The sequence below is a fragment of the Bacillus sp. MAG717A genome, from assembly GCF_036884855.1.
GTDB classification, from domain to species: Bacteria; Bacillota; Bacilli; order Bacillales; family Bacillaceae; genus Bacillus; species Bacillus safensis.
The window spans coordinates 605,684-627,113 of record NZ_CP145733.1; the positions used below are offsets into that span (position 1 = coordinate 605,684).

The following is a 21,430-nucleotide window of genomic DNA, read 5'->3' on the forward strand; positions in this document are numbered from 1 at the left end:
TTTTTCTCAATTTTGTCGAATAAAAAGGTGCGAATGCCCCAGGAGTTTTATGTTCACCTCACATTCGCACCGAATCTTTCTTAATCCTATTTAATTAAAAACTATTATTGATGATAATCATACTTATTTCGCTGTTTCATCGACAGCTTTGAATTCATTAATAAAATGGGTGAAACAGAGTTATGTTTTTCACACCCATATCAAGCGCAATTGTCAATATATCTTTCAAGCTACCTTCTGACAAGAATTTTATTCCTCACACTCATATAGAGTGCGACTAAAGTCACGCCAATCTTCGGCACCGGTCGTCTCAATTTCAATCCACGCACTCATATAGAGTGCGACACCGAACTCGACTAGATGAAGTGGGGTATTCAGATTTCAATCCACGCACTCATATAGAGTGCGACTGCGATTTCCGCCTTAATTATAACATTTTTTAGGAAATGATCGTTAAAATCCTCAAGTTTCTATATAGAATTTTGTTTTCACACTCAAAAATATACATTTTTTCTCATTTTTGTCGAATGAAACGGTGCGAATGTTCCAGGGATTTTATGTTCACCTCACATTCGCACTTAGTCTTATGAAATGACGTCGTCCATTTTAAGTCTTCCATAGCCTGCATTTGTTTTAGCGCCGATTCCTTCGTGTTCTAAAGCTCCTAGTAAGATGGTTTTGGCGAGCTCGAGCCATTCCGCATCTTCTGGTAGATTCTTTTTTGTTATCAATAGAAGTTGAAAGCGGCCGTTGACCACCGTTAAGAAATGAATCGGTGTCGGTGAGTCATCGTCTCGAGGGGCTGGAACACTTCCCCCTTTGTTCATCTTGTCTAGCTTGACGCTGTTATAGTCTGAATGATGTGGTGTCATCACATCCACTTTGAATGCTTCTCCTACCGTCTCAGGCATCATGAGCGCATCATGAAATTCGATGATGCCGGCACGTTCGTTTGTTCCAAACAATGTGTTGTAATCACTACCACCTTGTTTTAGTTCTGGAAAGTTTTCACCTAATACAGAGTGGGCATAGTGAGAGGCTACGCCTTTTAACGCAGTTCCTGGTAAATAAGGAACGCCGTATATCGGGTGTAATAACAATCCCGTTTCAAGCACACCCTCTCCTCCGAGTCCAATGACTAATGGCGATATTGATTTGACTAAGCATGTGGGGTTCGTATCGGCATAATATCGCTCCACAAATTTTTCATACAATAAGCGATTTTCCCCCCATTGTTTTCGATGTAAACTCAATACGTTTTCAAAAAAGGATTGCTTCTTCGAACTGTCCTTTATGACGTTCGACAATGTAGAACCACCAATCTCCCATTTGCTTTTGTTTAAGGTTAATGACAGATTCATTGGATGTCCTCCACATTTTCCGCCCCTTGTTCCACCTTTAAAATTGATTCCGCATATCTTTTTAACCAAACAGATGCACTTAAAGCTTGTCTTGATTTGATTAAGTAATCTCGATTGGAAGCTGACCAATCCCCTTGTATATCTAGTGTTTCTTTTATATCCTGAACGAATTGTTGATAAGCATTTCCTTTTTTTGATTTTGCCTCAAAAAATGTAATGGTGAGCCTTAATCCATTTGTTAAGATCATTGAGGCGAATCTGTGACAGAGTTGTCCATATTGATTTGAGAAATTCTCCTCATTCGTTTTGGCATTCATCACATGTTGATACGCTTTCTCAGCATATTGATGTTGAATGAGTTTCATGCTCCTTCCCCTCCTGTCATGCGCCAGGATACTCTTCCTTTACCTACGTTTGTGTTTCCACCTAATTGAAGATACATCTGTTTTTCTAGTTGATTTAAAAGTTGATGTCTAACGGATAAATCATTGCTTCCATCGACACGATCACACCACATGAGCCCATAAAATATGGCTTCTGCTGGTACATACTCTTCATACCAGAGAGCTCCTTTACTAACTGTTTGGGTTTCATGATCAATTCTAATACGAGGTGTCACTTCAGAATTCATGGTGACAATGTATTGAAAAACGTCATCACTTACAATCACAAATCGTTCTATCCAAAGAGTTTGTGATTGTTTATCGTCGAATAAAAGTTTGGCCATCTGTTCAGCAAAATCGGTGAGTTGTTGAGATTTTTTGGCTGCCCCTTGGAATTCACCTAGATATAATTCGTCATTCTCTACTAATGTAGAATTCATGGTGACTAGTGTGCTTGATTCTTCTATGAGATCAGGGATATCCAGTGATACGCCTAATGCTTTTGCATCGCGAGCTAATCTTTTCAATATGAGTGGGCTTGCCACATATCCAAATGTACCGTATCTACTCGCCACCGGGAATGAAAATAACCTGCCATCTGTCATCACGATTGCCCCAGCGCTTCCATCTTGATCTCCTTGTGTACCAAATACTTTTTGTACGAATGTGTCTTGTCTTTTCGCGCGATAATGCTCACGCTGCACACCTTTGATACTGCTTCCAGGTATAATCGGCCATTCTGTGACTTTTTCTCGTTGAATAGGCATATCAATCACGCCAACTCCTTCACCCGCTCCAATATGAAGGGGGGATAAACAATGTATCCAAAACCAACGGCTTGCTTCCATCATCTCACTCCTCTTATTCATTCGGTTTCCATGTTCCCCAAAGTGCTAACCCGCAGCCATCTTCACGATCAAACGCTTCTTTGCGCCGGTTACGATCGGATACTGATTGAAGCCACATTTCTTCGGCCAGTTCTGCTGGATCTCCTTCTTCTACTGTAAAGAAGTAAACGCTACCCGCGGGGACTAAGCGTCGTATTGCTTTTTCACGCCCTTTGTCTTTATTTGCTAAACTCCATCCAGAGATTGGCTGCCAATGTGGAACAGAGGCCCAAACCAATTTCAGTCGTACATTTGTATCAAATAGTGGTTTTGACATAAGCTGTTCATCCAGCCAGCCGGGCTGCCATCCTTTACTGAAATAAGCGGGTGTCGCCAATATCATGCGAACATACGGCTTGTTTTTGAGCGATTCTTTAATAGCATCCGGACATATCCAATCTTGTTGGTATACATGTGGCCTGTCTTCTATATGAGCCAGCCGACGTTCACCACCGATTGGGTGAAGACTTGAGAAAGGCTTTAATTCTTCTGACTCTTCAGTAGATAACTCTATTCCCGCCTCCAGTTTAAAGTCATCTGGGAATAAGAGCGATTCTGTTGAAAATAGATGCTGATCTTTTGCTCTTTTACTGCCAGTTTCCACCTCAATTTGTGTTCGTTCCTGACGCTGTAATGCTGGAATAAATGCCGGTGGTGTTTCCTTTTTGAAAGAATGATTTTCCTTCTGCATGTGTTGATATTCAGTCAAGGCTTCCTTCACCTGACTCTCATCCACTGCATCTGTCAGCCAGTTCACCATCCACTTTAGTGATACAAAAGCAGGCGGCGATTTCATTTTTTTACGAGCACCAGCTCCAATTGGCGGCCATAATGCCTCACTAAAACGGCCTGTTTTTCCTGTACCAAAAAAGCCCTGTCCTTCCGACATCATTGGCTTTGGTCTCACTTGATTCATCCCATACTCATCATCGAATAACTCAAGGTCATTAGGCATTGGCACATATAAATGATCATGCCAGCGATATAAAGGACCTCGCACAAGAGATTTTGAATAATAAGAAAGTGGCGTCGTGTGTTTGATTGATTGTCGTTTCTTTGCTAGAGCTGTACGAAGTGTTCCTGCGACCACACTCGGCGGAACATCGTTTAATGAACGCGCCCGTATACCCGGTACACTTTGAAATGGGCGTGCATCACGAATAAGCAGCGGATCAAGCGGTTGAATGTGAAACCATCTTTCAGGCATGTCCACTTACCTCCTCTAGTTGAAGAGCAATGATCATACATTCAGCGATTGTATGTAATTCTTCTAATGTATTCTTCTTCGGTATATACTTCGCAATCAATTGATCGATCCACTCTTTCGTTTCTTGCTCTGTTTTTGCTTCCGTTTTCTTTTTGAATGCAAGACGTCTTATCTCTAGTGGAATGAGTTCATCTAAGATTTCCGGCTGTTTTCTAAAAGAAGACTGTTCGTATGTTTGATACAACTCTCGTAAGCCATATGCAAAGCCATTCGTGAAATAAGACTGTTTTAACCACGTCGTCATCTCTTGGATAGAGGCCACTGGATCTATTTGAAATGAGACTGAGATATTCATTGTGTCTCCTCCGCCTCGCTTTTGGAAATGAATCGCTAATGAATTTCGCTCTTGTTTTGCATATTGTTCAGCCTGACGTGCCATGCTTCTTACTTCTTCAAGAGGCTCAAGCATATGAACGATGGCAATTCCAATTGAAATCGAAGGAGGTATTTCACTATGTTGATGAGCCTTCATCGTTGAAACAAATTCTCTTTGTAATTTCCCAGCTGCTTCTAAGCATTGGTGCACCGGTACATAAGCCATGACATCATCTCCACCGCCATAGATCAATGTACCTTTACATTTGGAAATAATCCCACGAGCCTTTGAAGCAAAAGTTGAGAGCGTTTTAGATAATGCAATATGGCTTTCTACATGCTGTATATTTCGCAGTTGGCTGCCCATCTTATCTCCATCCGCCATGAGAAAGGCATAGTAAGGTGAAGGTGCTGGTGGTTTGATCAGCTGGCCGTGATGCTTGCTGTATTCACCTTTGAAATATTTTTCGAGCAGCTGTGTGATATCATTTTTCGCTTCTGTTCGTGTGTTCCCGACAAGTCCACGTTGTTCAAGATAATCTTCTATTCTTCTTTTATAAAAAAGCGATGCCTCACTCCAATCAATAGGAGCTACTTTTAGATTCATATTCTCAAGATATGTTTCTACATCTTTCACATATTGTATGGCTGTTTGCTTCATCTGTTCATTTTGGTCCAACATATTTTGATAGGGAGCAAAAGCTTTATCACATACAGATGGAAATGTCATACTCGGATGCTTATGTAAGGACAATCGTTTGATCACTGAAATCGCATCTAATGATTCATGTTCACCAATTCCCCATTTCGCTAGTTGCGCCACTTGCTGTGGTGTTTTTTGCTTTTGGAAAACAGACTCTCGTCCACCGTCAAGTGATGATTTTGGTTCACCGAATAACGCCCCTGGTTCATTTTGTTTAAAATCTCTTAACGTCTTCCTTGCCGCCATTAAACCTTCGACTTCTTGAAGAGCCATATGATATGAACTTGCGGACGCATTTGCCGCTTCCTCTGGAGTTTGCATCTCAGTCCACACAGCATAAAATTCCAATAAATCATCCACTTGTCGATTCCATGTGCCTTTTTGAATATAAGGATCAACTTTCCCTCTTACAAAGTCTGCGTATTCCTTCCATTTATCATATATTGCTTTTTTTACTTGTCTTGCAACGGATGAAGGCTGTTCGTGTGAGATTTCCCCCAGTATTTTATTTGGTGCGTTGTTTGATTCTGCAGAGGATTCGTTGAACACAGGGAAAATAAGCGTTCCACCCAGTTCCTGAAATTTCTTCGCACCTGCTTTACTTAATTCAGATAGAAGAAAAGAGCCAAACCATAAATCACGCGTCCGCCTTGCTTGCGCAATGAATTCTTGAACAGGCCCTACAGAAAATAGCATTAATGTTTGTTTTTTTGATTCTTCTGACAAAATGTTTGCACCTCCTTGCTATGTAAAAAGGCTTGAATCGCCGATGAGTGCGTCTGGCCACTCTCGTCTTGTAATGGGTTTTTTGAGTAGGTGGCTGTTGGGTAGATACTTTGTTCATCTGTCACATTGGGCAAAGGCTTTCCTTTTCCTAAAAGCGATAAAGCTTCGATCTGTGGTTGCTGCAGCACCATCACCATGCCCACTGATTCCTTTTGATTAATAGCTAACGGTTTTAAGATGAGTGGTGACGCCAAACGATCCTTTCCTTTAGGTAGGAGCGTTACAGGATCTGGATCTTTCCCACTATCTTTAGGAGCAAATCGGAACTGAATAGGCAAACCAAATTGAGCTCTAGGAAATGCTTGATATTTAAATGGTTTCTCTTTTGGATAAGGGATATGATGACCTGATTTAGCCTTACCTGTTAACAGACGAATAGTATCTGCTTCCGGCCAACAACTTCTTCCCCTTTTTTTGTTCGGGTTTGATCTTCTTCGAAATGTTTCATATGTCTGAATGACGGATTGCCAGCTTGAGATCATAGATGATGGAAATGCCTGTACTTTGAATTCACGACTAAGCGTCGGCCATTCTCGACTTGATGCTGGCAATTGAATGTCATATTCTAAAAGCTTTTGCTCAAACCATTTTTCCAATTGGCTTTTTGTCCTCTTGTTGTATGGTGAAAATTGTTTGCAATATAAACTGCCACACCCACGTCTCGTTCTTGACCCAAGTCCACCGAAGTTGATCCAAGCCCATAATGCTGCTTCAACTTCTTTTTTGATTAACTCATATTGGGTTGTTTTTTTAGATAACCGGATATTTAAAGAAAATTGCGCCTTCATGAGGTATGGTGTTTTATCTTTCATATTTGAAAGAACATACCGTGGAAAAGGATGATTTTTCTTTTTAAAAAATACTTTTGAATTTCTTTTCACTTCGTCCTTTTCATAATGCGTTACCACTTGAATCTGGCTCGCTTGTTCTGTATGACCAAATATCTCTGCTTCTCTTTTAGATAATTGATTCGCATTTTTGCAGACAGCTCCTCGAGTTGCACGCCACCAGAAACGAAGATGTCCACGAATCGCACTTTCTCGAATCGGTCTGTCTTCATCAATTGAGTTTGATTGGGGCCCTCCCCCAAACATTGGCGTAACTAAATGAATAGTAAGCGGCTCTAAAAAAAGTCTTTGGTCTTCATGGATTTTCGTGTCAATCGCATGTTTCACATCATGCCAATTGGTTTTGGGTTTACTAGATTCCCTTGTCATGTCGCTCTCCTTTCTTCACTTTGTTATCTGTTTCTGAAATAGCTCGGCATATGCATAGTGAGGAAAAAACATGGGATTGTTAATGAGCATCAGCAATTGATTTAATTGGAAGTTTAGCGTTAACAGATCGTATCCATCAATACGTAAATCGCTGAGTTTGTTTTCATCTAAAAATTTTTCTTCTTCCTTAGATCGTTTTTCTTGTTTGAAACAATTTAATTCGTTTGACCACCATCTTAGATGTTCATGTTCATTAGGTACTTTCAATTGAAATTCATTGCTTTTTTTCATGAGCATGAAATCAAAGGACGCCGCTAATTTAGCTGCTTTACTTGAAATTGATTGGTCCCCTTCTCTTTTAAAGTTACTTGCTAAAATGAGTAAAGGACGCGTCCTCTTTTGTGTGTTACTTTCACTTGTGAAGTAACCTGTAGCCATTCTAGCAATTCCTGTTGTTTTTGGTGTTAGCTGTTTTATTTTTTCAGACCATTCTTCTAAACCTTTTTCTTTCAAATTAGAGCTTTTACATTCAATTGCAACCGCAACCGCCTCAATCGGTATAAATTTCAAGGAATTGTGTTGGAACACATACGGCGTATACTGCTCATCAAATACGGCAATATCGACTTCGTTAGAGTGATTTCCTTCTGAGTCAATAATGATGACACCTTGTGCTAATGAATATTTTTTAGGAATGATTTTCCGAAAAAACTCCATCCACATCACTTCTCTAGAATCCCCTGTCAGCCCACCATGGTTAGAAGCAAAGTCCACTTCTTCTGATATCATGCTGTTTAATCTTTGATAATTCTCTAAGATCAGCTGCTCAACTTTACCGGTTTGCTCCGTTTCACCCAAACCAATTCCTCCTTCACCATTCATTACGAATGGATAAAATTTGAATCTAAATGACTACTTTTCATTTCGACTTATTTTGACATTTTTTAAGGTTTATTTAGGAAAAAGAAGAAGAAAAAAACATGACTGCAAGGAGTCATGTTTTCACTATACAAATGAACAGTATATTTGATGGCTATTTGAAAGAGGATATTGTAAGAAGATGGATTTGAGGTGGCCATACCCGTTTAAGAGACAATCATTTAAAATCGCGCACTCATGTAGAGTGCGACCACCTGAACAAATAGAAAAAGCGTACATGGACAAATTTCAATCCACGCACTCATGTAGAGTGCGACCGAGAGCCAAAAGCATTGATGTCACAGCACGTAAATTTCAATCCACGCACTCATGTAGAGTGCGACACGGATGGTTTTAAGGATGCGAATGAATTATTGATGGCATTTCAATCCACGCACTCATGTAGAGTGCGACTGCGATTTCTGCCCTAATTGTAACATTTTTTAGGGAATGATAGGCAAAATCCACAACTTTCAATAAAGAATTTTGTTTTCCCCTTTATAAAATACACATTTTTTCTCAATTTTGTCGAATAAAAAGGTGCGAATGTCCCGGGGATTTTATGTTCACCTCACATTCGCACCAAGAGCTTCTCTTACATCTTCGTCATATATTCCACAATAAACTCCCAAAAGCCAGGTCCTTCTTGGTAAATCAGCCGGTCTATTTTTTCGATGAGTTTGATATAGAGTTCTTGTTCGAGGTCCTCTCTTTCTTGATATGCCGTGTTTTGTAGTTTCTTTTTGATCATGGGTGTGAAGGTTTCAATGAGTTCTTCCATTTCTCCATTGGTCATTTTGTCTTCTTGCACGGACATCTCCCCCTGTTTCTTCTTTTAGTTTGTTGAGTGCTTTTTTGTGGATGTTTGAGATGTTTTGTCTTGTTTCGCCTAACTGATCGGCTATTTCTTTCATCGTTAGACCTTCGACATAGATTTGGGTTAAGATCATTTTTTGTTTGTCTGTGAGCTGCTGGTAGGCCTTGTACAATGTTTGGTCTTGCAGGTGTTCTCCTAGGTCTTGCTGGTTGAAGAGTACAGCTTCATACGTATCTGTTTGAACAGGGTCTTTCACTTCTTGCGTATCAGGATGATCGAGTATGAGCGGAAAACGCTGCTGTTTCTTTTTGACTCGTTTGTCAAAGTCGACTGAAAAGATGCGTATCATTGTGGAGATATACTTGATGATGCGGATTTTCTGATAGAACTGTTTGAACTCGGAATCTAGTTTTTTGGCATTTTCCTCGTTTGGCTCTTCCATGACTTGCCGGAGCAGCTGCTCGTTTTTCGGGTTGCTTAAAAACTGCTGAATGAGCGGGTGATCAATGATTTCCTTCCATTTTGCTTTCAATAACAGCCGATAATCCATGTGCATCCTCCCCTTTGTTCCCTCTACTAGCATTAAGTGGACAAAAGTTAAAAAAAGTAAACTTCGTGAAACGGGTCTAATGGTTCATTTTATCCCCCTCTGCTTTCCTTTTTCTTCTCTCATACCACTTATATAGAAGACGAGTATCCGCTGGGGGGTGAGATAAATGGAGACCTTTTTTTCAGAGGAATGGCTGAAGCAGCTCAGTCAGGCTGGCTTCCCTGCCATTTTGACGGTTTACTTGCTGACACGCTTTGAACGAAAGTTTGATGAATTAAGCAAGCTCATCCAACGATTAGTCGCTGCTCAAAAAAATGATGAATCAGATTGACATCTGCTTGATTCGTTTCACCTTATGAAAACGAGGGCGAAATGAAAGGCCTTTTAGTCACCTCACACAATAAGATGTTGAAAGGGGATTTTATCATGAGTGAAAAGCCAAATGGAATACCACAGCCGATTCGAGGAGAAAAAGGAGCAACTGTCAAAATTCCACGTAATCTCGAGCGGGACAGACAAAATCCAGATATGCTCACGCCGCCAGAAACCGATCATGGAACGGTCTCCAACATGAAATATTCTTTTTCTGATACACACAATCGTTTAGAAAAAGGCGGCTACGCCCGCGAGGTAACGGTCCGCGAACTGCCGATCTCTAAAAGTCTTGCATCTGTCAATATGCGGCTAAAGCCTGGTGCGATTCGTGAGCTGCACTGGCATAAGGAAGCGGAATGGGCGTACATGATTTATGGAGAAGCCCGGATTACATCGGTTGATGCAGAGGGGCGCAATTTTACAGAGGATGTGACTGAGGGTGATTTGTGGTACTTCCCTTCTGGCCTGCCGCACTCTATCCAAGCACTTGAGCCGGGAGCTGAATTCTTGCTTGTGTTTGATGATGGGTCATTCTCAGAAAATAGTACGTTCCAAGTAACCGATTGGCTTGCCCACACGCCAGAGGAAGTCGTGCTTAAGAACTTCGGTATGACAAAGGATCAGTTTGACAAGCTGCCAGAGAAAGAAAAGTATATTTTCCAAAAAGGAATTCCTGGTTCCCTTGAATGTGACAAGGTGAAAACAGAGCAAGGAGAGGTCCCGAATTCCTTTAAATATGAGCTGTTAAAACAGGAGCCGTTTACGTCAAGCGGCGGACAAGTGTGGATTGCGGACTCTACCAATTTCAAAGCGTCTAAAACGATTGCATCCGCTCTTGTGAAAGTTGATCCAGGTGCCATTCGCGAGCTGCACTGGCATCCAAATACGGATGAATGGCAATATTTTATTTCTGGAAAAGCACGAATGACGGTATTTGCTTCTGATGGACATGCGAGAACCTTCAACTATCAGGCGGGAGACGTTGGTTATGTCCCATTTGCGATGGGGCATTATGTAGAAAATACAGGCGACGAACCGCTTTATTTCTTAGAAATCTTTAAGAGCGATCATTATGCAGATATCTCACTCAATCAGTGGCTTGCGGTCACACCGAAACAGCTTGTTCTTGATCATTTAGATCAAGGTGAAGATTTCTTAAAACTGCTTGATACTGAAAAACATCCTGTGATCGCTGCGCCTAAAAAAGAGGATTAACATATGACTTCCTGCAAAAAGGCTGTCCTTTTTGCAGGTATCTTCATGTAAGGGAGTGTTTGTTCACCTATGCAGCAATCTGTTCACGCTTTATGGCAAGGGCTGAAATGGCTCATGGCGGCGTCAGCTGTCTGTTACATATTTTTGTTGTTTTGTGTACTGTTCTTTCATTTAACAGGTGCTTTTTATCAATCGATTTTATCGATGCTTTTATTTATGGGCATCTATGTGGTACTTGGGATATCCTTTGAACATGTGGAGCATGTGCTTATGAGGGTTGTTAGAAAGTGCCGTTCCAAAAAACGCTCCATCGTTTTCTATGCCATTTCCATTCATCTCTTGTTTATTTGGGGGGCTGTCTATTTATCAGATGAATTGGTGGGGGGCATTTTACTTTCTACTTCTGAGGAAATTCTCTTTGCCCTGAGTCTTTGGTTGTTTCATTTTTTGTTTGATTATGCGACGTTTTCGTTTGAGAAAGAAGCTTAGTGATTTGCTTCATATGAGGGTTCAATCAGCCCTTGGAAGATAAAAAAAACACCACTTATGATGAAAAGTGGTGTTTCTTGTGTTTTCTTCGTGCATATAGGATCGCACCGATCAAACTGACGAGTGAAATCAACGCGAGAATTCTGATATAAGGCGGATAGTAGGTTAGCACAATCTCGTTTTTGCCTTTTTCTATTGGAAAACCGATAAAGGCGTAATTGGCTTGTTCAATATCTGTCTGCTGTCCGTTTACTGTGAGCTCCCAGCCTTTTTCATATGGTACTGGCAAGATCATATAATCATCACCGCGCTTGTTATCATATGAAATCGTAAAGCGGTTGTTTTCAAGCTTTACTTGCTGGCTGCCATTATCCTGTTTTTCTTTTTCATATGCCTTTTCTAGGATGCGGTAAGGCTCTTGATACAGCTTTAGTTGATCGAGTTCATACGTCCCTTTTGGTACTCGAATGGAAAGGATATTTTCTGCAGGGACTCGAATCGTCACTTCATTGACGCCTGTTTTGTAGATGGATGTATTGCTTTTTCGTGAGGTGACGTAGTTGTCAACAGATAACTGAAATCCTTCGTTACGGTCTGTCCGCTTCACATAAAAGCTCACATACACATCTCCAGCGCGGGCCATATCATCTGGCAGCGTGATATTCAGGCCGCCTGTTTCTCCGTATACATCAAGCACGCCATGTTCGTATACGGCTTGTTCCGTATGAATCTTTGTATCCTTGACTCGATCTGGCGCGTGCTCAATTTCAGCGTTTCCTTTTTTGTCTAAAATCACACCCTGCAGCATCGCATGCTCCCTATCAAGTGCTGAGGCATCCTTTAAGGATTCTTCTGAATAAATCGTGCTTGTTGTTCTTGCAAATGGCAGCGGCCGTGTATTTTCATACACTTTATAATGCTCGCTTTCCAATATTGGCTTAAAATAAGCTGGCGGTGAGTAAGGCATCGTATTGTCTCTCATATAATACTTTCCGTAGGTCAGGCTATATAAATTCGCCCTGTCCCCCATTGTTGCATAACGGCTGACACTTTCACGCCCCATATCGATTTGCAGGTCATTCCAGTAGAAATTGAGCAAATGCTGATTCAATATACTTGAATACGCGCTCATGCCTTGAAAGCCTTCAAATAACGGGGTATTGTTGCGCACGCCATTCATCCAATCAATCCGGGCAAGCGGATCTTTTGAAGAGCGGCTTTGAATCTGCTGAATGAGCTTCATTTGCTCATGTCCAGCATATGCCTCACTATTCAGATACGTATCTGATACGCTCTTAATATTGCTTCTTTCAGATAAGTAGCCCTGCTGATACACGCCTGCTGTCAGTAAGCTGACAACGATGAGCACAGCTGAAAAGAGACGAAGGTGCTGGCGTTTTTCCGCATGAATCAACAGGAAAAACAAACTGATCACAAGCAGTCCTATGCCTGTAAATACAACAACATCCATATTTCCCTTTGCTCGTTCTGATAAGATGACTGCGAGAAGAAACACGATCCAAGCGCCTAAGACCGCACGCTTTTTCCACTTCCACTCAATTTGCGAGAAATGCTTGATGGTGATGGCTACGACCGCTCCAACTGTAAAGGCAAGAATGTATTCAAATCTGTACTGCGGTGCTGAAAAACCATTAAACACGCTCGCCATCTTTGGACTGTAGTGAAAAACAATGAGCAAAACGCTGATCGATGTAAACATGAAAAACCACCTGTTCCGGTAAAGCGGAGCAAGGAACATACAAATGAGAAAGATCACAGGTAATAAATACACCCTGCTATTAAACAAAAGATGATCATGCAGATCAAACCAAGGTATAGATTGATCATATGGCGGTCTTATATTATTAAGAAATCCATAGACAGACGGGACAAAAAAGGCAGCACTGATACCAAAGGATAACAGCGTAGAGACCGCCAGCGTCCAGAACACCTTCCACCCGTTCTCCTCACTTCGAAGCTTGATGATATATCTGAAGACAAGATAGATCGCTAAAAAGATAAAATGAATATAAGCAAAGTAAAAATTGTTAATAAGCATCAAGCTGCACGCCGCAATAAACCAAGCCGGCTTACCCGTTTTGAAAATCCGTTCAATCCCAAGTACAAGCAGCGGGAGCCACATCATACTGTCGGTGAAAAACTCCCAAAATGTTTGATGCCGAAAATACACAATAGACAATCCGTAGATTGCGGCTCCTGTTAATGCGCTCAGCCTATGCTGAACCATTGAAAGAAGCACACGGTAAGCGATGAAAAGAATAAGCGTCAGCTTCATCACACTCAGCCAAATGACGGCATTTGCCCAGAAATGGATGTCCGTTGACTGAATAAGATGAAGCGCATTCATCAGCCAGACGACAGCGACTGTGACCATAAAGACAGTCGACGTTGTGAAATAATAACCTAATTGCGTATATGTACCGCCGCCTAGACCGAATTGATAGGAATAAAAGAAGTTCCCTTTGACGTATTCATCGTAAAGCAGCTTTTTAAATGGGAGCATTTGTGATATCCCGTCTCCATCTCCTGTCATATACCGGCCTTGCGTATATTCATATAAGAAAAAGGAGTGTCCTAGTAAAGCGAGAATGAGGCACATTCCTATCATTATCCATCTACGTTTCATCATCTAAATCCTTTCCACAAAAGATCCACTGTTCTTTGAAACAAAACAACCCAGCAAGCGATTCGTGCTTGCCGGTTATTTGACTCCACGTTATTTAAATAACTGCGTTAACACTCGGTCTTGTTTCTTTGAGCTTGTCTCTTGTTCCATCACATTTGATTCCTGGATTAAATAATGCGGCCTCTTTTTCGTTTCATAATAGATACGGCCAATATATTCTCCAATCACACCTAGACTCAAAAGCTGGACACCTCCGAGGAACAGCACAGCCGAAATTAAAGTAAAATAACCCGGCACCATAATGCCCGTTCTGACGATTTGAATAAAGGTGGCCACGATGTAAATCAATGAGAGAAATAAGATCAGTATGCCAGTATAAAAACAAATGCGCAGCGGGCGGTTGTTAAAAGAAATAACGCCATCTATGCCATAGTTAAATAATTTCTTCAGTGACCATTTTGTATCACCATGCTGTCTTTCTACATTTTCATAATAGATGACCTTTTCTTCAAACCCAATCCAGCAAAAAAGCCCTTTCGAAAAACGATTTCCCTCTTTCAGCTGAAGCAGTGCATCGATGGCTTGGCGTGAAATTAAACGGAAATCCCCGACGCCATCACGCAAGTCCACTTCTACCACCTTGTTCATCACCTTATAGTACATAGATGACAGGTAAGAGCGCAGCTTGCTGTCACCTTTACGATTTCGTTTGGCAATGACTTGATGATAGCCTTCTTCATACCCTCTGACAAAGTCCTGAATTAAATACGTCGGGTGCTGCAGATCGGCGTCCATAATAATCGCAGCTGCTCCTTTTGCATGTTCAAGACCTGCCAAAATAGCGGCTTCCTTTCCAAAGTTACGTGAAAAGGATATATATTTGACCTTTGCACTTTTGCGAGAGAGCTCTCTCATGTATTGAAGCGTGTTGTCTTTGCTTCCATCATTCACAAAGATGATTTCAAAGTCATAATGAAAATCGCGAAACTCTTCCTCGAGTGCCTCAAAGATTCGTCTGATGTTTTCACCTTCATTGTAAGAAGGAATTATAACAGAGAGCAGTTCCCGTTCCATATCGCACCTTCTCTTCACTTTTTTCACATAGTCTGATATGTTCATTATTCCTTTTTTTTCAGAAAACGAAACCCTTTTTTATTATCCATAAATTACATGTCTCTTTAATCGTTTCATTATATCAGAGTTTTATTTCCAGTGATTTTCAGCAGGATGAATTTAATGTAATTTTAAGTTTAACCATTGTAAAAAGCCTGTAATTTCGATCACAGACTGGGTATTGTTTCATAAAATTATTTGTTCATTTGTATATTTTCCTAATTATTGAAAAAGATGAATGGAAGTGAAAGGGCAACCTTTTAGTGAAGCAGCCCTCGATTGTTTTGTTGCAGATGCTCATTTGCCTTTGATTGTTTATTTTGAAATAAATGAAGCTGCGCGCCGTAGCTCTCGATCCACTCTTGGACAATTCGTTCTGTTGTTTCCTGTCCTTTATACTTGCGGCCAGCCTTTGCATAAGTCGTTTCAAAATCACTCCAAAGCAACTCTACCCATGTACGTGCTTCGTCATATGTCAGCATATTGTTTTTTTCCATGAGTTGTTCTGTTAGTCGCTCAAAGTATTGTTCCATGCCTGTTCCTCCTTCATCTAGCAGAAAGTGCCTTTTTAAAAAAACTTCTTTTTTCATATACTACCCTTACGTCTTCAAAAGACGCAAATGATTTGTATTGTTTGGAGGGAATCGATATGCGTAATAAAGCAAAAGGCTTTCCAAATCAGGTAAATCACAAGTTTGAAGGCGAACCAGGCGCTACAGATGCTTATGCGTCTAAACGGCCGAATGGTGAAACGAATACACGTCCACAGGAACGTATGAGGGCATCAGGGAAACGCTAATTTTTCCAAAGGGAGTGCTTGAGATATGAGTTCAAATGGGAAATCGTATATGGCAGACTTTGTTCAATTAAGGACAACCGCTTACCCTCAACCATGGGCAAATGCAAAGCATTCTGCCTCTCAGGTCAACGGAGAAACGCAGCAAACGCAGCACGACATCGTACTTCAGAACAACGTCCGTAAACAGCGTTCAAAGTAAAGAAAAGGACTGATCTTTTAGGATCAGTCCTTTTGCGTCAGCATTGAAATCGGCAGGGCATCTTCCTTATTTGGAGCCGATACTCTGTATCCCCACGCAAAAACGCCATTTAGATATTCTACATAAAACTCTTCTTCTGTGTCTTTAATTTGATAAGTTGTTTTCGTTTGAATCGAAGCTGGATCTAATAAATAGGCTTTCGCCATATCGATTTTCCGTTCTAAAACTGCGTATTCATTCACAATGCCAAGCTGCTCAGCCTTTCGTGCTTTTTCAGAAAGGGCGGCAATTTCCTGCTTCAATTCGTATTCTGTCATCTCACTATAGCGTTTTTCCATCTGTCATTCCCCTTTGTCTAAAACGTGATCAATTGTATCGAGATCAAAGCCTTTTCTGAATAAAAATTGCTTCACTTTCATCTTCTTTTCAAATGATCCGTCATATCCTACCTTGCGTTTTGCCTTCTCCAGCATATAAAGGAGAGCTTCTTCTTCCTTTTCCTCTTCTTGTCCATCATAGGCTTCTTGAAGGGCTTTATCAATGATCTCAAACGAAAATCCCTTTCGCTGCAGCTGCAGCTTGATGCGCTGCTCGATCTCTTTTGCAGAACGATTTTTTTCTTTTTTGACAAGCTTGAGAACCTGCTTTACAGCTTCCTCGAGCTGTAAGTCATCAGGGTATTGCGATAGCGCCTGCTCAATCGTGTCATCGTCTATCCCCTTGAGCTTCAATTCTTTTTTTAGGACGGACGGTCCTTTGCTGTTCGTTTTGCGGTGGGTGCTGACATAGGCTTCTGCAAATTCAAGATCATTTACATACTTATAATGCTTCAATTTGTGTATAATTTCACTAATAGCAGGTGCCGGGATTTCTTTTTTCGTTAAATAATCGGTGACTTCTTTCACTGATCTCATACGGTAGGATAAATAATCAACGGCCTGCTGAAATCCTTTTTTCACCGAATCACCGAATTGAATCTCAATGATATCTGCTTCGTCCAGCTCTTTGCCTTTTTTCAAATCGTGCTGGACGAGCACATCTAAATCAACGCTAAAGGCGTACTTTTCATCAAGAAAGATGTTGACCCGCTCGGTATTGTTTTTCTGAGCAGAAATTTTTGTAATATAGGGCATCCTGTGATCACTCCTTTTCCAAAACAGTCAGGATGTTTCTTCTGATTCAAAATCGTGAAAGATATAGGTATGTATATGAGAGGAGAGATGTCAATTGAATATCGCCATTACCGGAGGAACCGGTTTTATTGGCCAGCATGTTACAAAAGTGCTCGCTGCTGAGGGACATCATCTATATATTTTAACAAGAAATCCAAAGGAATCCGAACAAAATCATTTACATTATGTGCAGTGGCTGACTGAAGGTGCTGCGCCTGAGCATGAATTGCCTGCCATCGATGTATGGATTAACCTTGCTGGAAAATCCATTTTCACACGCTGGACAGACAAGGCAAAAGAAGCCATCCTCTCCAGCCGTCTCAAATCAACACAAGAGGTAAGACGCATAATAGAAGCGCAGGAATCAAAGCCATCTGTACTGATTCAAGCAAGTGCTGTCGGGATTTATGGCACTTCTCAAACAGGAGATTTTACGGAGAAGTCACCTCCTGCAGATACTGATTTCTTAAGCCATACATCAAAACTTTGGGAGGCTGAGGGGCAAAAGATTGAAGCCCTCGGCATTCGTACGGTCTACACACGCTTTGGCGTCGTGTTAGGAGAAAAAGGCACACTGCCGCTGATGACACTTCCTTACAAGCTGTTTGCCGGCGGGACAATTGGCGCTGGCTCGCAATGGGTTTCATGGGTTCATGTTGAGGATGTCGCACATCTCATTGCTTATGCGATTCATAATGACGACCTGTCAGGTCCGATCAATGTGACATCACCGAATCCTGTTCAAATGAAACAGCTTGGACAAACCATTGCTTCTGCCCTTCACCGTCCCCATTGGCTAAATGTGCCATCTTTTGTGATCAAAACGGCACTCGGTGAAATGTCATTACTTGTTTTAGAAGGCCAGCGTGCTCTACCAAAAAAAGCGCTGCTCTCTTCTTATGACTTTTTGCACCCTGAACTAAAAGAAGCGATTTTGCATTCTGAGGAATAAATGTTGTCAAAAACACCCATCCTATTAGAAATGATATGAGGGGGCGATTTTGATGAAGAAAAAAGAACACCAGCCAACTTCAAAGCTGAAGAAAACTCAGGAAGTCCTGTATCAGCAGGAATTCAAAAAAGCGGAAAGAGCAGCAGAAAAAAGAAACAAATAAGACGGATATTCCCCTCCAACAAGCACATAACTAAAGTGATCTTGTAAAGGAGGGAAAGGCTTTGAAAAAAGACCAACACAAAAAATCCAACCACGAGCTCGCAGCACAAGAGACGGATGGCGAATATGTTGAATTTTCCAAAGAACTTGCAGATCCGAATGACTTAAAAGCAATGGCACGTATGAAAGCAGCCGACCAGCGCGCCAAAAAACAATAAGTAAAAAAGCAGACCTTATTCAGCGGTCTGCTTTTCTTTTATTTGATTTCAGTAAGAAGACTTGATGCTTTCTGGCGTGATTTTTCCTCTGGCACCTCTTCTGGATAACCTATATGAAGGATCGCAGCAAACCGTTCGTTTTCCTTTAATCCCATGTCTTGTTGAAAACCTTTATCGTATAAAATACGTCCGCTCTTCCATACCATACCGATTCCTTGATCCCACGCAAGCAGCTGGAGATTTTGAATGAGTGCGCTCACAGCTGCAAAATCATCATTTCTCACTACAGGGTTCTCGTCTTCTTTTAGCACGACAAGTAAAAGCGCTGGAACCTTAGAAAAGTAATCTCTGTATTGATTGATTTTTTCTTCTTTTGCATCTGGGTTGTTGCGCTGAAAGAAAGCAATGAAGCGCTCTACAAATGTGGCTTTGGCTTCATCCGTCACCGCATATAAAAAGCGCCACGGCTCCGTGATTTTATGATTAGGTGCATAGACTGCATCTTCTAATAGCGGCTGAAGCTGCTCAATCGTCACCGGTGTGTCTTTGAATTTTCGAATCGATCGTCTATATCTGACAGCGTCTCGAACCGTTAATGCTTCTGTTTGTTGTTTCGTTTCTGGCATATATGTCATCCTTTCAATCAACTTAATTGAAATTGATTCTCATTCACATTATAAACGTCATCGTATGCAGTTGCAAATCAAGTATCCCTCCCCCCTTCTGCTAAATAGTTGTTTGACTTTTTCAAGTAATGTTACAATCATATTACGTTATAAACAAATTTTGAGAAAAAAGCCAAGATGATGAAATGTTTTTCAAGTATTCCCATTTTGTCTAATCTGTTTTTTTGTCAAAAGGCTTTCAACCATGATTGGAAGGGAGGCTTCTGGATGGAATGAAAATCAATATTGGACAAATCATTAAGCTCTACCGTTATAAACAAAATATGACCCAATCTGAATTGGCAGAAGGAATTTGTTCTGTCTCTCATTTAAGTAAAATTGAAAATGGCTCAAAGGAGGCCAATCAAGATACGATCAATCTACTGCTTGAACGGCTAGGCATCAGCCAAGAAACGCTGTCACAAAAGGCGCGTCATCTACTGTCACTGTTGGATGAGTTTCAAATGAATATGTACTTCTATGCTCTCGATCAGGCTGAACAAAATGCAGAAATGATTATTCAGCACGAGGAGCAGTTTTTTTCGCTCGATTTAGGCATTCAGTATCATTTGTCCTTATTTCAATTTTATTTATTAACGGATAAACAGCCGCTTGCCTTAAAAACACACCGTGTGCTCAAAAAATTCGAAAAAACCTTTATTGAAACGGAAAAAGAAATTTTTGAATATCTAGACGGCATTCATCAAATTAAAATTGGTCAGCTTGAAGATGGACTGAAAAAGCTTGAAAGCTGCTTTTCCTACGCCTCAGTTGAACAAAGCGATTTGTATTATCACTATGCAAAAGCACTCGGAAACATGGGGCAGCTGGGTGATGCACTTGAAGCGACACATCAAGCGATGGATTTATATAGACAAAAGAACAATTTCAAGCGGATTATTCACTGTACACTCATTCACGGCGTGATCTCACTTGAACTAAAAGCCTATCAAACTGCGAAGAAATATATAAAGGAAGTGATTTTGCACACGTCCCTTCATCCTGATGCCTATATTAAAATGTCCGCTTATTTTTATTACGGGGTGCTCTTAAAACGTGAAGGCGATTTCTCTTCAGCTGTGCCTTATTTACTAGATTCACTCAATTACTTTAATCAAGAACAGATAGAAGATCGTTACTGTGAAACGCTATATGAAATTGCGACACTATATGCTGAATATGACCGTAAAAAAGCACTTCCCTACATACACGAGCTGTTAAAACAGCCTCGTATTCAGCCAAACTGTTTATATATGATCAAAATCTATAAATTGATGATTGAGGAAAATCCTCTTGATTTGAAAACTTATTTGGTCGAAGCAGCCCTTCCTTACTTTGAACACAATGAGCTGCACAGTGAATATTTGTTTGCTCTTAGAACCTTGCTTACCTATGCAGGTGCTGTGCTTGATGAGCAGGCATATAAGTCCTACACAAAGAAACTGCTCGATCATTTAACAGGATATCTTCCCTATTACAAAAAAGCATGACCTTCTGCCGATCGAAGGTCATGCTTTTTCTATTTATTAAATGGTCTCTTGTTGATCTGTGTCATGATGGTTCACCCGTTTGACAGAATGAATATACCGTCTTTTTGCAAAGAAATCGTACGCATGCTGTCCAAAGCCAAGCCAAATACTAAGCACGATAAATGGGACCGTTCCCCATAAAGCAGGGATATGGCAGGCCATACGCAGCCAAGTATAAATCCCTGAATTTTTTTGATTTTTGGCTAGGGAAATAGACACAATTCGTTTTTCCGCCTTCTCTTCACTGATTTTATTCAGCCTGAGCAGCTGCGAGTGTCTAAAGGATTCAAAGTGAATCCGATTTTTCCAATCGAGTGATTTTAACAAATCAATCATTTTTGCACATGAAGGACTTTGTCCATCATAAAACACAAGCAGCCTGAGTGATTTGATGGAACGCTGTTCTCTTTTTTTCGATTCAGCGAGCTTCTTTTTTTCTTGATCGAGATAAATGATTTTTTTCATAAATTGATCGCCTGTCCTTTTCTGTCATTTTTTTAGTTCGTTCAAAGGAGATTACAACTAGATTACTATAGTTGCTGGGCCTCTTGTATTGGGAAAAAGCCAACCGTCGTGCGTTATATGAGCCTTTGGATAAGGGCAAAATCATTGATTTCATGGCATATATGAGGTTTTTCAACTAAAAGTGGTTGGGAAAATCGTGGTCCTTTGCGGTTTTCTGCGGTATTTG

At 40.8% G+C, this 21,430-nt stretch carries 25 protein-coding genes and 1 CRISPR repeat array; of the genes, 9 read left to right on the forward strand and 16 right to left on the reverse strand.

Going from position 1 to position 21,430, the window contains the following annotated elements; genetic code table 11:
* Nucleotides 1–584: 584 nt before the first annotated feature.
* The 9 genes from cmr6 to V6Z54_RS03270 all read right to left on the reverse strand — a co-directional run bounded on the left by cmr6 (nucleotide 585) and on the right by V6Z54_RS03270 (nucleotide 9,204).
* The gene (cmr6, locus tag V6Z54_RS03230) at nucleotides 585–1,361 is read right to left on the reverse strand and encodes a type III-B CRISPR module RAMP protein Cmr6 (RefSeq protein WP_338527687.1); all 777 of its coding nucleotides are present in this window, start codon (nucleotides 1,359–1,361) and stop codon (nucleotides 585–587) included.
* Nucleotides 1,358–1,726: a type III-B CRISPR module-associated protein Cmr5 gene (gene cmr5 / locus V6Z54_RS03235; RefSeq protein WP_203129470.1), complete on the reverse strand. Its 369-nt coding sequence runs from the start codon at nucleotides 1,724–1,726 to the stop codon at nucleotides 1,358–1,360. Before cmr5 ends, cmr6 begins: the two co-directional genes overlap by 4 nt.
* Entirely contained in the window at nucleotides 1,723–2,592 is an 870-nt protein-coding gene (gene cmr4 / locus V6Z54_RS03240; RefSeq protein ID WP_338527688.1) for a type III-B CRISPR module RAMP protein Cmr4, read from the reverse strand. The genes cmr5 and cmr4 overlap by 4 nt, the downstream gene beginning before the upstream one ends.
* Before the next feature lie 13 nt (nucleotides 2,593–2,605).
* Complete coding sequence (gene cmr3 / locus V6Z54_RS03245) at nucleotides 2,606–3,838, reverse strand: type III-B CRISPR module-associated protein Cmr3 (RefSeq protein WP_338527689.1); 1,233 nt, start codon at nucleotides 3,836–3,838, stop codon at nucleotides 2,606–2,608.
* Complete coding sequence (cas10, locus tag V6Z54_RS03250) at nucleotides 3,831–5,642, reverse strand: type III-B CRISPR-associated protein Cas10/Cmr2 (protein ID WP_338527690.1); 1,812 nt, start codon at nucleotides 5,640–5,642, stop codon at nucleotides 3,831–3,833. Before cas10 ends, cmr3 begins: the two co-directional genes overlap by 8 nt.
* Entirely contained in the window at nucleotides 5,612–6,919 is a 1,308-nt protein-coding gene (gene cmr1 / locus V6Z54_RS03255) for a type III-B CRISPR module RAMP protein Cmr1 (RefSeq protein WP_338527691.1), read from the reverse strand. Before cmr1 ends, cas10 begins: the two co-directional genes overlap by 31 nt.
* Before the next feature lie 15 nt (nucleotides 6,920–6,934).
* Nucleotides 6,935–7,777: a DUF6602 domain-containing protein gene (locus V6Z54_RS03260; RefSeq protein ID WP_338527692.1), complete on the reverse strand. Its 843-nt coding sequence runs from the start codon at nucleotides 7,775–7,777 to the stop codon at nucleotides 6,935–6,937.
* Between the two features lie 240 nt (nucleotides 7,778–8,017).
* A CRISPR array of direct repeats spans nucleotides 8,018–8,251; the repeat unit is 32 nt; unit sequence ATTTCAATCCACGCACTCATGTAGAGTGCGAC.
* Nucleotides 8,252–8,432: 181 nt separating this feature from the next.
* Nucleotides 8,433–8,654 (reverse strand): sigma-O factor regulator RsoA, encoded by a 222-nt coding sequence (gene rsoA / locus V6Z54_RS03265; RefSeq protein WP_061418431.1) that lies wholly within the window; start codon nucleotides 8,652–8,654, stop codon nucleotides 8,433–8,435.
* Nucleotides 8,602–9,204: a sigma-70 family RNA polymerase sigma factor gene (locus V6Z54_RS03270; protein WP_305960731.1), complete on the reverse strand. Its 603-nt coding sequence runs from the start codon at nucleotides 9,202–9,204 to the stop codon at nucleotides 8,602–8,604. The genes rsoA and V6Z54_RS03270 overlap by 53 nt, the downstream gene beginning before the upstream one ends.
* A 166-nt stretch (nucleotides 9,205–9,370) precedes the next feature.
* Here V6Z54_RS03270 and V6Z54_RS03275 point away from each other — a divergent pair, with 166 nt between their 5' ends.
* The 3 genes from V6Z54_RS03275 to V6Z54_RS03285 all read left to right on the forward strand — a co-directional run bounded on the left by V6Z54_RS03275 (nucleotide 9,371) and on the right by V6Z54_RS03285 (nucleotide 11,283).
* Nucleotides 9,371–9,535, forward strand: coding sequence for a YvrJ family protein (locus V6Z54_RS03275; protein ID WP_338527693.1), 165 nt, complete (start codon nucleotides 9,371–9,373; stop codon nucleotides 9,533–9,535).
* 95 nt (nucleotides 9,536–9,630) lie between these two features.
* Nucleotides 9,631–10,794 carry an oxalate decarboxylase family bicupin gene (locus tag V6Z54_RS03280; RefSeq protein ID WP_338527694.1) on the forward strand — a complete coding sequence of 388 codons (1,164 nt, stop codon included), beginning with the start codon at nucleotides 9,631–9,633 and terminating at the stop codon, nucleotides 10,792–10,794.
* A 69-nt stretch (nucleotides 10,795–10,863) separates the two neighbouring features.
* The gene (locus V6Z54_RS03285; protein WP_024425804.1) at nucleotides 10,864–11,283 is read left to right on the forward strand and encodes a regulatory YrvL family protein; all 420 of its coding nucleotides are present in this window, start codon (nucleotides 10,864–10,866) and stop codon (nucleotides 11,281–11,283) included.
* A 55-nt stretch (nucleotides 11,284–11,338) separates the two neighbouring features.
* Here V6Z54_RS03285 and V6Z54_RS03290 read toward each other — a convergent pair whose 3' ends face one another.
* The 3 genes from V6Z54_RS03290 to V6Z54_RS03300 form a co-directional block, all read right to left on the reverse strand.
* A complete protein-coding gene (locus V6Z54_RS03290; protein WP_338527695.1) occupies nucleotides 11,339–13,933 on the reverse strand; it encodes a YfhO family protein in 2,595 nt (864 codons plus the stop codon).
* 87 nt (nucleotides 13,934–14,020) lie between these two features.
* On the reverse strand, nucleotides 14,021–15,004 hold the full coding sequence (locus V6Z54_RS03295; protein WP_041087338.1) for a glycosyltransferase family 2 protein: 984 nt from the start codon (nucleotides 15,002–15,004) through the stop codon (nucleotides 14,021–14,023).
* A 299-nt stretch (nucleotides 15,005–15,303) separates the two neighbouring features.
* Nucleotides 15,304–15,576: a YfhJ family protein gene (locus V6Z54_RS03300; RefSeq protein WP_024425219.1), complete on the reverse strand. Its 273-nt coding sequence runs from the start codon at nucleotides 15,574–15,576 to the stop codon at nucleotides 15,304–15,306.
* A gap of 116 nt (nucleotides 15,577–15,692) precedes the next feature.
* On the opposite strand from V6Z54_RS03300, the gene V6Z54_RS03305 reads away from it, so the two are divergent.
* Complete coding sequence (locus tag V6Z54_RS03305) at nucleotides 15,693–15,842, forward strand: small, acid-soluble spore protein K (protein ID WP_003217849.1); 150 nt, start codon at nucleotides 15,693–15,695, stop codon at nucleotides 15,840–15,842.
* Nucleotides 15,843–15,867: 25 nt separating this feature from the next.
* Nucleotides 15,868–16,041: a YpzG family protein gene (locus V6Z54_RS03310; RefSeq protein ID WP_008360604.1), complete on the forward strand. Its 174-nt coding sequence runs from the start codon at nucleotides 15,868–15,870 to the stop codon at nucleotides 16,039–16,041.
* Between the two features lie 23 nt (nucleotides 16,042–16,064).
* Here the strand turns inward: V6Z54_RS03310 and V6Z54_RS03315 are convergent, their stop codons facing one another.
* Both V6Z54_RS03315 and recX read right to left on the reverse strand, forming a co-directional pair.
* Nucleotides 16,065–16,379: a YfhH family protein gene (locus tag V6Z54_RS03315; protein ID WP_041087336.1), complete on the reverse strand. Its 315-nt coding sequence runs from the start codon at nucleotides 16,377–16,379 to the stop codon at nucleotides 16,065–16,067.
* Nucleotides 16,380–16,382: 3 nt separating this feature from the next.
* Nucleotides 16,383–17,174, reverse strand: coding sequence for a recombination regulator RecX (recX, locus tag V6Z54_RS03320; RefSeq protein ID WP_024425808.1), 792 nt, complete (start codon nucleotides 17,172–17,174; stop codon nucleotides 16,383–16,385).
* Nucleotides 17,175–17,268: 94 nt separating this feature from the next.
* Between recX and V6Z54_RS03325 the strand changes: the two genes are divergently transcribed.
* The 3 genes from V6Z54_RS03325 (at nucleotide 17,269) to V6Z54_RS03335 (ending at nucleotide 18,545) form a co-directional block, all read left to right on the forward strand.
* Nucleotides 17,269–18,165 carry a TIGR01777 family oxidoreductase gene (locus V6Z54_RS03325; RefSeq protein ID WP_338527696.1) on the forward strand — a complete coding sequence of 299 codons (897 nt, stop codon included), beginning with the start codon at nucleotides 17,269–17,271 and terminating at the stop codon, nucleotides 18,163–18,165.
* Between the two features lie 52 nt (nucleotides 18,166–18,217).
* Nucleotides 18,218–18,328 (forward strand): YfhE family protein, encoded by a 111-nt coding sequence (locus V6Z54_RS03330; RefSeq protein WP_017358836.1) that lies wholly within the window; start codon nucleotides 18,218–18,220, stop codon nucleotides 18,326–18,328.
* A 61-nt stretch (nucleotides 18,329–18,389) separates the two neighbouring features.
* A complete protein-coding gene (locus V6Z54_RS03335; RefSeq protein WP_041087330.1) occupies nucleotides 18,390–18,545 on the forward strand; it encodes a YfhD family protein in 156 nt (51 codons plus the stop codon).
* Between the two features lie 38 nt (nucleotides 18,546–18,583).
* Here V6Z54_RS03335 and V6Z54_RS03340 read toward each other — a convergent pair whose 3' ends face one another.
* Nucleotides 18,584–19,171, reverse strand: coding sequence for a nitroreductase (locus V6Z54_RS03340; RefSeq protein ID WP_041087328.1), 588 nt, complete (start codon nucleotides 19,169–19,171; stop codon nucleotides 18,584–18,586).
* 272 nt (nucleotides 19,172–19,443) lie between these two features.
* Between V6Z54_RS03340 and V6Z54_RS03345 the strand changes: the two genes are divergently transcribed.
* Nucleotides 19,444–20,700 (forward strand): transcriptional regulator, encoded by a 1,257-nt coding sequence (locus tag V6Z54_RS03345; RefSeq protein WP_041087326.1) that lies wholly within the window; start codon nucleotides 19,444–19,446, stop codon nucleotides 20,698–20,700.
* 36 nt (nucleotides 20,701–20,736) lie between these two features.
* On the opposite strand, the gene V6Z54_RS03350 is transcribed toward V6Z54_RS03345, so the two are convergent.
* On the reverse strand, nucleotides 20,737–21,204 hold the full coding sequence (locus V6Z54_RS03350; protein ID WP_041087324.1) for a DUF393 domain-containing protein: 468 nt from the start codon (nucleotides 21,202–21,204) through the stop codon (nucleotides 20,737–20,739).
* Nucleotides 21,205–21,430 lie beyond the last annotated feature (226 nt).

What these genes read in the sequence shown, in the direction of transcription:
- cmr6 (WP_338527687.1), bottom strand. Translation starts at nt 1,361, where the DNA reads ATGAATCTGTCATTAACCTTAAACAAAAGCAAATGGGAGATTGGTGGT.
- cmr5 (WP_203129470.1), bottom strand. Translation starts at nt 1,726, where the DNA reads ATGAAACTCATTCAACATCAATATGCTGAGAAAGCGTATCAACATGTG.
- cmr4 (WP_338527688.1), bottom strand. Translation starts at nt 2,592, where the DNA reads ATGGAAGCAAGCCGTTGGTTTTGGATACATTGTTTATCCCCCCTTCAT.
- cmr3 (WP_338527689.1), bottom strand. Translation starts at nt 3,838, where the DNA reads ATGCCTGAAAGATGGTTTCACATTCAACCGCTTGATCCGCTGCTTATT.
- cmr1 (WP_338527691.1), bottom strand. Translation starts at nt 6,919, where the DNA reads ATGACAAGGGAATCTAGTAAACCCAAAACCAATTGGCATGATGTGAAA.
- rsoA (WP_061418431.1), bottom strand. Translation starts at nt 8,654, where the DNA reads ATGTCCGTGCAAGAAGACAAAATGACCAATGGAGAAATGGAAGAACTC.
- V6Z54_RS03270 (WP_305960731.1), bottom strand. Translation starts at nt 9,204, where the DNA reads ATGGATTATCGGCTGTTATTGAAAGCAAAATGGAAGGAAATCATTGAT.
- V6Z54_RS03275 (WP_338527693.1), top strand. Translation starts at nt 9,371, where the DNA reads ATGGAGACCTTTTTTTCAGAGGAATGGCTGAAGCAGCTCAGTCAGGCT.
- V6Z54_RS03280 (WP_338527694.1), top strand. Translation starts at nt 9,631, where the DNA reads ATGAGTGAAAAGCCAAATGGAATACCACAGCCGATTCGAGGAGAAAAA.
- V6Z54_RS03285 (WP_024425804.1), top strand. Translation starts at nt 10,864, where the DNA reads ATGCAGCAATCTGTTCACGCTTTATGGCAAGGGCTGAAATGGCTCATG.
- V6Z54_RS03290 (WP_338527695.1), bottom strand. Translation starts at nt 13,933, where the DNA reads ATGATGAAACGTAGATGGATAATGATAGGAATGTGCCTCATTCTCGCT.
- V6Z54_RS03295 (WP_041087338.1), bottom strand. Translation starts at nt 15,004, where the DNA reads ATGGAACGGGAACTGCTCTCTGTTATAATTCCTTCTTACAATGAAGGT.
- V6Z54_RS03300 (WP_024425219.1), bottom strand. Translation starts at nt 15,576, where the DNA reads ATGGAACAATACTTTGAGCGACTAACAGAACAACTCATGGAAAAAAAC.
- V6Z54_RS03305 (WP_003217849.1), top strand. Translation starts at nt 15,693, where the DNA reads ATGCGTAATAAAGCAAAAGGCTTTCCAAATCAGGTAAATCACAAGTTT.
- V6Z54_RS03310 (WP_008360604.1), top strand. Translation starts at nt 15,868, where the DNA reads ATGAGTTCAAATGGGAAATCGTATATGGCAGACTTTGTTCAATTAAGG.
- V6Z54_RS03315 (WP_041087336.1), bottom strand. Translation starts at nt 16,379, where the DNA reads ATGGAAAAACGCTATAGTGAGATGACAGAATACGAATTGAAGCAGGAA.
- recX (WP_024425808.1), bottom strand. Translation starts at nt 17,174, where the DNA reads ATGCCCTATATTACAAAAATTTCTGCTCAGAAAAACAATACCGAGCGG.
- V6Z54_RS03330 (WP_017358836.1), top strand. Translation starts at nt 18,218, where the DNA reads ATGAAGAAAAAAGAACACCAGCCAACTTCAAAGCTGAAGAAAACTCAG.
- V6Z54_RS03340 (WP_041087328.1), bottom strand. Translation starts at nt 19,171, where the DNA reads ATGCCAGAAACGAAACAACAAACAGAAGCATTAACGGTTCGAGACGCT.
- V6Z54_RS03345 (WP_041087326.1), top strand. Translation starts at nt 19,444, where the DNA reads ATGAAAATCAATATTGGACAAATCATTAAGCTCTACCGTTATAAACAA.
- V6Z54_RS03350 (WP_041087324.1), bottom strand. Translation starts at nt 21,204, where the DNA reads ATGAAAAAAATCATTTATCTCGATCAAGAAAAAAAGAAGCTCGCTGAA.